The 11733-nt window shown below is 57.0% G+C and carries 12 protein-coding genes; 4 read left to right on the forward strand and 8 right to left on the reverse strand.

Features of this window, described 5'->3' with window-relative positions:
- Positions 1-21: 21 nt before the first annotated feature.
- A complete protein-coding gene (locus V1587_RS13715) occupies positions 22-705 on the forward strand; it encodes a copper/silver response regulator transcription factor (RefSeq protein ID WP_371898115.1) in 684 nt (227 codons plus the stop codon).
- Complete coding sequence (locus V1587_RS13720; RefSeq protein WP_371898116.1) at positions 695-2149, forward strand: Cu(+)/Ag(+) sensor histidine kinase; 1455 nt, start codon at positions 695-697, stop codon at positions 2147-2149. Before V1587_RS13715 ends, V1587_RS13720 begins: the two co-directional genes overlap by 11 nt.
- A 3-nt stretch (positions 2150-2152) precedes the next feature.
- Here the strand turns inward: V1587_RS13720 and V1587_RS13725 are convergent, their stop codons facing one another.
- On the reverse strand, positions 2153-3058 hold the full coding sequence (locus tag V1587_RS13725; RefSeq protein ID WP_395314378.1) for a LysR family transcriptional regulator: 906 nt from the start codon (positions 3056-3058) through the stop codon (positions 2153-2155).
- Positions 3059-3175: 117 nt separating this feature from the next.
- Between V1587_RS13725 and V1587_RS13730 the strand changes: the two genes are divergently transcribed.
- Positions 3176-4579, forward strand: coding sequence for an MFS transporter (locus V1587_RS13730; protein WP_371898117.1), 1404 nt, complete (start codon positions 3176-3178; stop codon positions 4577-4579).
- A gap of 38 nt (positions 4580-4617) precedes the next feature.
- Here the strand turns inward: V1587_RS13730 and V1587_RS13735 are convergent, their stop codons facing one another.
- The 6 genes from V1587_RS13735 to V1587_RS13760 form a co-directional block, all read right to left on the reverse strand.
- On the reverse strand, positions 4618-5103 hold the full coding sequence (locus V1587_RS13735; RefSeq protein ID WP_371898118.1) for an Hcp family type VI secretion system effector: 486 nt from the start codon (positions 5101-5103) through the stop codon (positions 4618-4620).
- A gap of 21 nt (positions 5104-5124) precedes the next feature.
- Positions 5125-5559, reverse strand: coding sequence for a hypothetical protein (locus V1587_RS13740; protein WP_371898119.1), 435 nt, complete (start codon positions 5557-5559; stop codon positions 5125-5127).
- Positions 5537-6058 (reverse strand): polymorphic toxin type 44 domain-containing protein, encoded by a 522-nt coding sequence (locus V1587_RS13745; RefSeq protein WP_395314379.1) that lies wholly within the window; start codon positions 6056-6058, stop codon positions 5537-5539. Before V1587_RS13745 ends, V1587_RS13740 begins: the two co-directional genes overlap by 23 nt.
- A 128-nt stretch (positions 6059-6186) precedes the next feature.
- The gene (locus V1587_RS13750) at positions 6187-7182 is read right to left on the reverse strand and encodes a DUF2891 domain-containing protein (RefSeq protein ID WP_395314380.1); all 996 of its coding nucleotides are present in this window, start codon (positions 7180-7182) and stop codon (positions 6187-6189) included.
- Between the two features lie 9 nt (positions 7183-7191).
- Positions 7192-8178 carry a DUF979 domain-containing protein gene (locus V1587_RS13755; RefSeq protein ID WP_115875082.1) on the reverse strand — a complete coding sequence of 329 codons (987 nt, stop codon included), beginning with the start codon at positions 8176-8178 and terminating at the stop codon, positions 7192-7194.
- Positions 8175-8897: a DUF969 domain-containing protein gene (locus V1587_RS13760; RefSeq protein ID WP_023327494.1), complete on the reverse strand. Its 723-nt coding sequence runs from the start codon at positions 8895-8897 to the stop codon at positions 8175-8177. Before V1587_RS13760 ends, V1587_RS13755 begins: the two co-directional genes overlap by 4 nt.
- A gap of 199 nt (positions 8898-9096) precedes the next feature.
- On the opposite strand from V1587_RS13760, the gene V1587_RS13765 reads away from it, so the two are divergent.
- Positions 9097-9642: a winged helix DNA-binding protein gene (locus V1587_RS13765; protein ID WP_023311843.1), complete on the forward strand. Its 546-nt coding sequence runs from the start codon at positions 9097-9099 to the stop codon at positions 9640-9642.
- On the opposite strand, the gene glgX is transcribed toward V1587_RS13765, so the two are convergent.
- Positions 9643-11718 carry a glycogen debranching protein GlgX gene (gene glgX, locus V1587_RS13770; RefSeq protein ID WP_371898123.1) on the reverse strand — a complete coding sequence of 692 codons (2076 nt, stop codon included), beginning with the start codon at positions 11716-11718 and terminating at the stop codon, positions 9643-9645.
- Positions 11719-11733 lie beyond the last annotated feature (15 nt).

Raw genomic sequence — 11733 nt, forward strand, 5'->3', positions numbered from 1 at the left:
GCAGCCAGTCAGGGGAGCAAGATGAAAATACTGATCGTTGAAGACGAAATGAAAACCGGTGAGTACCTCAGCAAGGGGCTCACTGAAGCGGGGTTTGTCGTGGACCACGCTGATAACGGCCTGAACGGCTACCATCTCGCCATGACCGCTGAATACGATCTGCTGATTCTGGATATCATGCTGCCCGATGTGAACGGCTGGGATATTGTCCGCATGCTCCGCTCTGCCGGAAAAGGGATGCCCATATTGCTTCTGACGGCTCTCGGTACGATAGAACACCGGGTTAAAGGGCTTGAGCTGGGCGCGGATGATTACCTGATTAAGCCATTCGCCTTTGCCGAACTGCTCGCCCGGGTAAGGACGCTGCTAAGACGCGGAAATACGGTGATCGCGGAAAGCCAGCTACAGGTAGCAGACCTGATGGTTGACCTCGTGTCGAGAAAGGTCAGCCGGGCCGGAAGCCGCGTCCTGCTCACCAGCAAGGAGTTCAGCCTGCTGGAGTTTTTCATGCGTCATCAGGGGGAAGTGCTACCCCGCTCCCTGATTGCCTCCCAGGTATGGGACATGAATTTTGACAGCGACACGAACGCGATTGACGTGGCGGTAAAGCGACTGCGCGCAAAGATCGATAATGACTTTGAACCGAAGCTGATCCAGACGGTGCGCGGCGTGGGCTATATGCTGGAGGTACCGGATGCGCGTTAAGCCCCTCCGACGCCCGTTCTCACTTGCGCTGCGGCTGACCTTTTTTATCAGCCTCTCCACCATTCTGGCCTTCTTCGCCTTTACCTGGTTCATGCTGCACTCCGTTGAGAAGCACTTTGCCGAGCAGGATATCAGCGACCTTGAGCAGATCAGCACCGCGATGCACCGCATACTGCATTCACCGGCAGACCCCGACCAAAAGAAAATCAGTAAGATCAAAGAGTCGATCGCCAGCTACCGTAACGTGGCCGTCCTGCTTCTGGATCCGCAGGGCAATACCCTGTTCAGCTCGGCGCAAGGCGCGGCATTGCGCCCGGCGATGAATACGGCGGACTTTAGCGAACACCGTCGCGCGCAGGATGTGTTCCTCTGGGCGGTAGAAGACCCGGCCAACCCCATACATGCCGGGTCGGGGATGAAAATGGAAACGTACCGGATTATCGCCTCCTCAGGAACGGCGACGCTGCAGGGCAAAACCCAGGACTACGTCATGCTGATCGGGCTCTCCATAAATTTTCATCTCCACTATCTTGAGGCGCTGAAAAAAAACCTTCTGGCGATTGCCGCGGTTATCAGCCTGCTGATTATTCTTGTCATCCGCATCGCGGTGCGTCAGGGACATTTGCCCCTGCGTAACGTCAGCAACGCCATTAAAAACATCACCTCCGAAAATCTGGATGCACGACTGGAGCCGTCCCGCGTCCCCGTTGAGCTGGAACAGCTGGTCATCTCTTTCAACCAGATGATCGAGAAAATTGAAGATGTCTTTACCCGTCAGGCTAACTTTTCCGCCGATATCGCGCACGAAATCAGAACCCCTATCACCAACCTGGTGACGCAAACCGAAATCGCGCTGAGTCAGAACCGTTCTCCGAAGGAGCTGGAGGATGTGTTGTACTCAAGCCTGGAAGAGTACAACCGGATGACCCGCATGGTCAGCGACATGCTGTTCCTGGCGCAGGCGGATAATAATCAGCTCATCCCGGATCGGGTGATGTTTGATTTAAGCGCCGAGGTCATCAAGGTGTTTGATTTCTTCGAAGCCTGGGCGGAAGAACGCCACATCGCGCTGAAATTTAACGGGATGCCCTGCCTGATAGAAGGCGATCCGCAGATGTTCAGAAGAGCAATCAATAATCTGCTCTCCAACGCCCTGCGCTATACGCCGGAAGGGAAAGCGGTAACGGTCTCCATCAGAAAACGGGATAACGACGTTGAGCTGGTGACAGAAAACCCCGGCACGCCGATCCCGCAGGCGCATCTGCCGAAGCTGTTTGACCGTTTTTATCGCGTCGATCCGTCCAGGCAGCGTAAAGGCGAAGGCAGCGGCATTGGGCTTGCCATCGTTAAGTCCATCGTCACGGCACACCGCGGAAAAGTCCGCGTGGAATCGGATGCGGCGTCGACGCGCTTCATCCTCACCGTGCCGGGGAAAGTGCTCTGAGCCTCAGCAAACAGCGCGGCACACCTCAAGGACCTTTTCCCTGAGCCAGCGATGCGCCGGGTCCCGTTCCATGCGCGGATGCCACATCTGGGACACCGTAATGGTCCGGGTCTTAAAGGGCAGTTCAAAGACGTGCACGCGCTCGGTCATCGCCTGGTTGAGCAGGTATAATGCCGGCACCATGGCAATCAGATCGGAGGCCAGCGCCACGGATAACGCCGTCGGAAAGCCGGGCACCACGCTGGCGACCTTGCGCTTCATCCCGCGCTCCGCCAGCGCCTCATCGACAAACCCGTGCAGCGATCCGTCCGGCGAGGCCACCACATGACCCCAGGCAACATAGTCACTCAGGCTGACCTCCGGCTGCTCTGAGAGCGGATGCCCCTTGCGCACCGTGCCAACAAACCGATCCTGGAAAAGCCTTTGCAGCCGTATTTCAGGCCCCATGTTGCCCTGCAGGCCAATCTCCAGATCGACAAGCCCCTCCCGCAAGTAGCGCGACGTTTTTTCCGGTTTCGGAGAGAAGCGGATGCACACCCCGGGCGCAACGCTCGCCACCGCAGCAATAAGCAGAGGCCCAAACGCCACCACAAAACCGTCGTTGGCCCGGATGGTGAACAGCCGTTCGAGGCTTTCAACCTTCAGCGCGTCGGTGGAAGGCTGCAGCACCGCCCTCGCCTCGTGCACGGCGCTTCTGGCGCGGTCACGGGTGGCTTCGGCCCAGGGCGTCAGCACCATGTGACGACCGGCCCGTACCAGGATCGGATCGCCGGTCACCTCCCGCAGCCGGCTCAGGGTGCGGCTCATGGCGGAGGTGCTCAGGTTCAAACGTCGCGCCGCGCCCGCCACGCTGGCTTCTGCCAGCAAAACGTCGAGCGCAACCAGAAGGTTAAAATCAGGATCGGACACGGTGGCTCCTCAGATATGGCGTTACGTGCAATGATTAAGTGCAAATGCTGCGTCTTCCGCCCGGTATACCGCATGATTATAGTTTCGTCATCACGATTCTTATACGGAGTAACGACGATGACGCTCTTTTCAAACCAGCCCGGCGATGAGGGTTTACCCGGGCATGAACGCGCCAGGGTGATGGCCGCCGTTATGACCACCACGCTGATGGGCGTTTTTGACGGTACCATGATCAACATCGCGCTGCCCTCTATGGCAAGGGCGATGCAGGTTCCCGCAAACATTGCGGTCTGGTTCGCCAACGGTTACCTGCTGTCAGCGGCAATGACGCTAGCCATCTTCGCCGCGCTGGCGGCACGCGTGGGCTATCGCCCGGTGTTTCTGGCCGGGCTTGCCACCTTTACACTCACCTCGCTCGGCTGCGCGCTGGCAACAACGCCGGAAATGTTAACCGCGATGCGAATTCTGCAGGGGATCGGCGGCGCGGCTACCCTCAGTATCGCCCCGGCGATCCTGCGCTCCGTTTTTCCGGGTCGGCTGCTGGGCCGCATTCTGGGGCTGCACGCCCTGCTTATCGCCTCCAGCACGGCGATTGCCCCGGTGCTGGGCGGAACAATACTGGACGCCCTGAGCTGGCAGTGGCTGTTCGCCATTAACCTTATTCCGGGCAGCATCGCCCTGCTGCTGGCTTGGCGGGCCATGCCGCGGGAATCGGTCGTTAACCGCACTCCCTTTGACGCGCCGGGCGCCGTGCTCTCCGCCGCGCTGTTAGGTTCGGCGATCATGCTTGCCGACAGTCTTCAGCACGTGACGCAACACATAAACCGGCAGGCCATCTGCTGGGGCGTTCTCGCGCTGGTCAGCGCCTTCGCGTTTACCTTGCGTATCCGCCGCGCGCAACATCCTTTACTGCCGCCGGTGATGTTCAAAAACGGGCGCTTCACCCTCGCCGCGCTGACCTCGCTGGCGTCGTTTGTGAGCCAGGGGATCGCGTTTGTCGCGCTGCCGTTCCTGTTTCAGAGCGTGTATGGCTACAGCCCGGTGGTATCGGCGCTGCTGTTCACCCCATGGCCGATTGGCATCGTGCTGATCGCGCCGCACGCGGGTCGCTGGGCGGATACGATTTCCGCGCCGCTTATATCGACCCTCGGGCTGATCGTTTTTGTCGGTGGGTTGGTCCTGCTGGCCACGTTGCCGGAGAATCCTTCCGTGTGGAATATCTGCCTGCGCAGCCTGGTATGTGGGATAGGGTTTGGCTGTTTCCAGAGCCCCAATAATCGGGAAATGCTCGCTAATGTCGCGCGGGAAAATGCCAGCTATGCGTCAGGCGTATTGTCGATAGTAAGGACATTCGGCCAGTGTCTCGGCGCCGCCGTGGTGGGGGTTCTGCTGGGAGCAGCGGCAGGATGGGACCATCAACATGCTATCCAGGTTGCACTGTGGCTAGCCGTCATCGCCTCGGCGGGTTCGGTGGTATTTAGCCTGAGCAGGCTGCGCCCTGCGGTTCGGGCATCCGCGTAAATTGTTGCAGCGCCTCTCGGCGCTGCTCGTTTTTACGCCTACGCTGTAGGGCGTTCGTTCCACGCATCAGTGTACTGAATATTTCCGTCCAGAATTTTCCATGTGATTTTTGCATATCGCAAAGATACATTTTCCATGTGACCAGTACCGGGACAATCTCTTGTATCATGCATTATTGGAGTTATTGAAATGATCTTCACTCCTTCCATAAGGATATTGAAGTATTCCACTTCCTGACCAGCATCATTGATGTGATAGAACTTTAATTCAGCACTATGAAGCGTCTGACCTGTAGCCACTGCTTTGTATAGATAGGGTGAAGATGAATCAATTGCTTTTGTTAGACTGAAAGCTGAGTGTTGCCTTGTACCTGTAAGTTTACCCGTTGCATCATCTGTTGGAATACTCAGGTTATGAATCAGATCTCTGAGCTCTATACTTCCTTCACGGTCTGCAACATCAGAACCGCCACGGATCATTGCTCCGCCATCGTCTTTTAAAAAGAGGTGTACTGGTACAGCCATTTCTATAACTCCTTATGTTAATTAATCTCTTATTCCATTGGCTATGAGGTTAATTACAGGCATGATCGCTACACCATCTGCATAGAACAGATCAGAATTAGTAAATGAATAAACCTTGCCGGTAATTTTTACATTTACCGTGTTCCCATAAGCTGAAACAGTAGCATTGCTTGTATTGGCTTCAAGGAATGGTGATCGATCTTCAAGGGCTTTCATAATGTTCCCGCTGTTGTCTTTATCTAAATAGAAGCGGTAAACATCCGACACCGTAGCGCCTCCATCATCATACTTAGTTATGTACAGCGTGACGGTATCAGATAGTTTCTGTTTGCTGACAAAACTATCGTGAGGAGGTACATTAAAATAGTATTGATATATCAGAAATCCACAAACAACGAGCAATAGAATTGTTGTCAGTAAGCAATGGAGCCGTTTAATAACCGTATTTCTTGGCATATTCTATACCTTGCCTTATCCAAAACTGATCGTGAGGATCATCCCCATAAGGTGGTTTTTGATACCAGTGTCCCCATTTCTTTTTGGAGGTTTTAGCTCTTTCCTGCGCCCATCCAGCACCCATCAATAGCGTTTCTGATGGTATCCCGGCAGCAAAGCCAGCCGAACCATAATTGAAATTCCCAAAATTTGCTAACTCAGGGTGTCCTTGCTTGTAATCCCACGTCCCCTTATTTCTTACTTTTTGATAAAACCAAAGATAGGTTGTAGGGATAGCCATATTTCTACTCATACCATGCGCTCTTGCAATCCTCATGTTTGCCAGCACAAGTGCGATTCCTTCTTTAGGTAACAAAGGTATAACAGCCATATTAACCATTCGTTCAATGTGGGTATATGGCCGCATATCGTACACTTTTGCGATGGTAAAAAAGATATCTGTTTCCAGAGAAATGACGGAAAAATATTCGACTAAGGTATTAATCTCATTAAAAATCAAAGATTTTTAGGCTGCGCCCTGCGGTTCGGGCATCCGCCTGATTCGCCCGGCGCGGCCTAAGGGCAAGTGTTGCACAATGTAGGCCGGGTAAGCGCAGCGCCACCCGGCAAGAAAGACGGCGCGTTTATTTACTCCAGCGCCAGCAGCGCAAAGCTCGCCAGCCAGTGCCCGCCGCTATAGTGGCTGCCGACCACATGCCCGACGCTGGCGGCCAGATGTTTCGTCACCGCCTCGCGCAGCGCCGGTTGCGCCGGGTGGCTGGCAGGAAGCGCTTTCGCAATGTGCTTCATACACCACGCGCGGCTGAGGTTTAATCCGTCCAGATGGGCAATTTTCGGGTCGGTACGATCGCTCACTTCCGCCGGGTTCATCAGCGCCGTAACGGCCCCCACCTCCGGCAGAAACGCGTCAAACCAGGCCGGGAAGTCTTCAGACACCTTGCTCATCAGCAGCGCTTCCGTCAGCGCGCCGGAAATATACTCGTCTCCGCCGGGTTCGTAGTGTGCCGGATAGCGCGTATCGGCGAGATAAAATCGCTCCGCCGCTGCCACAATCGCCTGTTCAAGCACCTTATCTCCCACTGCGCGACCGTAATCGAGCGCCAGCGCGAGGGCAAACGCGGTGTTGTAGTGCGTCCCGACGCGGATCGGATAGGTGAGCTTACCGAGATAATCCACCAGCCGGTTGCGAATATCCTGGGTGAGCGGCTCCAGCGTCTCGTACCAGCTCGCGGCCTGCGGCAGCGACGACTGTTTCAGCTCCTGGGCCAGCGCCAGCAGCCAGCCGTAGCCATACGGACGCTCAAACGAGGCGCGGAACGGCGCGGTGAAATAGGCCAGCTCCTTCGCCACGTTCTCTTCGGTCAGGTGCTCGTCGAAAAGCGCGACGATTGCGTCCCTGCTCGGCAGTTCCGGGTAAAGGCGCACGCAGCGCAGCAGCAGCCAGTAGCCGTGCACCGCCGAATGCCAGTCGAAACAGCCGTAGAAAATCGGGTGCAGTTCGCGCGGTGGGAGAACGTCACCATCATCATTAAGCAGGTGCATGATGTGGTTCGGGTATTCCTGGCGCAAATAGGTCAAAGGCATGCGGGCAAACGCGTCGGCCTGATGTTGCGTTAATTCCATGACAGCTCCTTAGCGAAACACGAGGAAATACATTAAGAACACGTTCACCACCAGCAGGGTTAACGCGGTCGGGATCTGGATCTTGATCACCTGATATTTGTCTTTCAGCTCCAGCAGCGCGGCGGGAACGATATTGAAGTTCGCGGCCATCGGCGTCATCAGCGTGCCGCAGTAGCCCGCGTACATGCCAATCGCCAGCAGCGGCGCCGGGTTGCCGTGATGCACGTTGATCAGAAACGGCAAGGCGATACCGGCACTTAACACCGGGAAGGCCGCAAAGGCGTTACCCATAATCATGGTAAACAGCGCCATACCCACGCAGTAAATCACCACCAGCATGAAGCGGCTATCCGGGTTCACGAACAGGCTCACCACCTTCTGTACCGAGTCGCCCGTGTTGGCCACCACGAACACGCCGCCAAGCATGGCCAGCATCTGCGGCAGGATCACCGCCCAGCCGATGGTATCGACAAGACGACGGGACTGACGAACGGCATGCAGCGGCGTGCCTTTGGTCAGCCACCAGCCGGTGAGGATCGCCGCGACGCAGGCCACGCAAAGCGCCGCCAGGGTGAGCTGCTTCTGATCGAGCAGAAACACGCCGCCGATCGAAACGCCCTTCAGGAATAACGTGCCCAGCACTGTCACCACCGGGATCATCAGCGCGGGCAGGAACAGCCAGTTTTTAAGCCGGTTTGACGACGCGACGCGCTCCTCCTCGGTCGACATTTTATAGTGCCCTTTCCCGACGAGGCCAAACCCCGCCAGCAGCGCGATGACGATAACGCCGCCGCCGATGATCCGGTACGCCAGCGATTTACCGAGCTCTTGCACCATCAGATCGCCAAACAGGAAGATCCCGCCAAACAAGAACCAGAACAGCGCGGTGGTAAAGCGCTTCGGATTGGCGCGATCGCGCAGGGTCATCACGACCAGCAGCATCACGACAAAGCCAATCAGGTAGTACACGCGGTTAATGGTGATAAGCGTCATCATTGCGCGGCCTCCTGCGTACCCTGCTCGGCGCGCCAGGCCATGACGTCGCGACGGATGCTGGCATCGAGGCGCAGCAGGCGCGTCATATGAATAACCAATGCCGCAATGGCGGTTGGGATGGCCCACAGTCCGATATGCAGCGGTTCAATCCCCTGAATACCGTTCTCTTTCAGAAAAGCGTCGATCAGCAGCACCGCCCCGAAGGCGATAAAGATATCTTCCCCGAAGAAGACCGCGATGTTGTCGCACGCGGCGGCGTGGGCTTTGATTTTGTCGCGAATGTGCTGCGGCAGCTCGCCATATTCGTTCAGCGCCGCCCCTTCGGCCATCGGCGCCAGCAGCGGACGGACCGTCTGGGCATGACCGCCCAGCGACATCAGCCCCAGCGCGGCGGTGCCTTCCCGCGCCACGAAGTAAAGCATCAGAATACGCGCCGAGGTAGCGCTGGCGATCTTCGCCACCCAGGCCTGGGCGCGCTCCTTAAGCCCGTAATATTCCAGCAGGCCAATCACCGGCAGGATCAGGATGAAGGTAGCCAGCGACCGGCTATTGACGAACTTTTCGCCAAAGGTCTCCAGCAGCATGCCGAAATCCATCCCGACCAGCAGACCCGTCGCCAGCCCCGCCACCACGACCACCAGCAGCGGGTTGAAGCGCAGTGCAAAACCAATAACCACGATCGGTATCCCGATCAGCGGCAACAGCGTAGTACCGTCCATAACGTTTACCCTATCCAAAGTGAGCGTTGCGCGCCGACGGCTATTTTTTTAATTTGCGGCGAGCGATGTTGTGTTTTTCGTCAGGTTTCGGAAAACCTGCGCTAAAAAGCTATATCTGAACCTCAAAAACATGTAAACAAATTATCAATAAAATGTTCTTATTTTATCGATGAGTTTACATTTCTGGCTAAGGAACGTTATGACCTCGAAGAAGAGTGCTTCACCCGATCGCGACGATATCAACGATGGCCGGATCGTCTCATCCCGCCATCTGGTGTCCGAGCGCTGCGCGGAACTATCAGAGCTGGAGTACGCCCTGATCATGACCAGCAACGCGTTCAACAAATGGATGGTGCGCTGCATGACGGCTGCCGGCGAGCCCGACATGGGCGCTTTTGACGTTTCGCTGCTGCATCACGTGAACCACCGCGACCGCAAGAAAAAGCTGGCCGATATCTGCTTCGTCCTTAACGTGGAAGATACTCACGTGGTGACTTATGCCCTGAAAAAACTGGTCAAAGCAGGCTATGTGACGAGCGAGAAAGCGGGTAAAGAGCTCTTTTTCTCTACCACGGAGGAAGGGAAAGCGCTGTGCATGAAATACCGGGACGTGCGGGAAGCGTGTCTGATTGCGATCCACGCGGAGAGCGGCATTGCCGGGAAGTCGATTGGCGAGACCGCGCAGCTGTTACGCACGATCTCCTCCCTGTATGACACCGCCGCCCGGGCGGCGGCGTCACTGTAATTAAGGACGTCGGAACAGCGTAATGCTGCGCCCGGCCAGATCGTACTCAACGGTTTCGGTGATCGCTGTCCCGGTGGCAGCGTCATCCGCCGTAGACAGCTCCAGCACCCATCCCCCTTCGCCAAACTGCGGGATCTGGAACGGCACGGTGCCTTCAAACGGGTTGAACAGCATCAGCACGTCGTGCCAGATACCGTCTTCCTGCTGAAGATCCGGCCTGCTGATGGAGACTCCAAGCGTCGAGCCTTCATCCCACTGCTCGGCCTGCTGCGCGCCACCTCCGGCATTGAACCAGCGGATCTCCAGCCCGTCGCGCCAGCTTTCACGACGCAATAACGGCTGCGATGCGCGCAGAGCAATCAACCGCCGGGTAAACTCGCACAGCGCGGCGTCGTTTTCGGACAGTCCTTTCCAGTCGATCCATGAGATCTCACTGTCCTGGCAGTACCCGTTGTTGTTCCCCTTCTGCGTACGGCCAAACTCGTCTCCGGCCAGCAGCATCGGCGTGCCGTGGGAGAACAGCAGCGTGGTCAGGAAGTTACGCTTCTGCCGTTCGCGGGTGGCGATGATGTCCGGATTCTCGGTTGGCCCTTCCTCGCCGTAGTTGTACGATCGGTTATCGTTATGGCCGTCGTTATTGTCCTCGCCGTTATCGGCGTTATGCTTTTCGTTGTACGACACCAGGTCATTCAGCGTAAAGCCGTCATGGGCGGTGATGAAATTGACGCTGGCCCACGGGCGGCGGCCGCGCAGATCGTACAGATCGCCGGAACCGAGCAGGCGCGCGGCAAAATCAGTAGAGACGTTATCCCCCTTCCAGTACTCGCGAACGGTATCGCGGTATTTGTCGTTCCACTCCCCCCAGCCCGGCGGGAATCCGCCCACCTGATAGCCGCCGGGACCAATATCCCAGGGTTCACCAATCAGCTTCAGTCGGGATAAGACCGGATCCTGAGTCATGGCGTCGAAGAAACCGCCGCGCGGGTCAAAACCTTCGGGCTCGCGGCCCAGAATCGTCCCGAGGTCAAAACGAAAGCCGTCAATGTGCATCGATTCCGCCCAGTAGCGCAGGGAGTCCATCACCATCTGCAGCACGCGCGGGTGCGAGGTGTTGACCGTGTTTCCCGTCCCGGTGTCGTTGATGTAGTACCGGTGCTGGTCGGGCAGCGTGCGGTAATAGCTGTAATTATCAATCCCCTTAAACGAAAGCGTCGGGCCAAGCTCGTTTCCTTCCGCCGTGTGGTTGTACACCACGTCCAGAATCACCTCGATGCCCGCGTCATGATAGGCGCGCACCATGTCGCGAAAGCCCTGGATCCCCGCCGGGCCGTAGTAGCGCGACGCCGGAGCAAAAAAGCCGAGCGTGTTATAGCCCCAAAAGTTCTTCAGGCCGCGGTCGAGCAGGTGCTGATCGTCCGGGAACCAGTGAACCGGCAGCAGCTCCACCGAGGTAATGCCGAGGCTTTTAATATAGTCGACCGAGGTTTTATGCCCCATGCCTTCAAACGTGCCGCGCAGCTCGGGCGGAATGGCCGGGTTCATCTGGGTAAAGCCTTTCACGTGGCTCTCATAAACAACGGTATGCGGCCAGGGCACGTTCGGGCGGTTGTTGTCCTGCCAGTCAAAGGCGTTCGGATCAATGACCCTGCATTTCGGCGTATACGGCGCGCTGTCGCGGGTGTCAAAGCTCAAATCCAGCTCGTCGTGCCCCAGCTCATAGCCGAAATGGGCGTCGTTCCAGTCGATATCGCCCACCAGTTCGCGGGCGTAGGGGTCGATAAGCAGCTTGTGCGGGTTGAAGCGATGACCGTTTTCCGGGTCGTAGGGGCCGTAGACGCGATAGCCGTACAGCGCCCCCGGCTTCAGGTCAGGCACATAGCCGTGCCATACCTCATGGGTATACTCCGGCAGCTCCAGCCGGGCGATTTCCGTTTTCCCGGACGGATCGAACAGACAGAGCTCCACCCGCTCGGCGTGAGCGGAGAACAGCGCGAAGTTGACCCCTTTCCCGTCATAATTCGCACCCAGCTGCTGGCCATGACCGGCCCGAATTTCAAACGTTGTATCCTTTGCCATTTTCGTTCTCCACGA

Source organism: Enterobacter sp. ECC-249 (genome assembly GCF_043965265.1).
Taxonomy (GTDB): Bacteria; Pseudomonadota; Gammaproteobacteria; order Enterobacterales; family Enterobacteriaceae; genus Enterobacter; species Enterobacter quasiroggenkampii.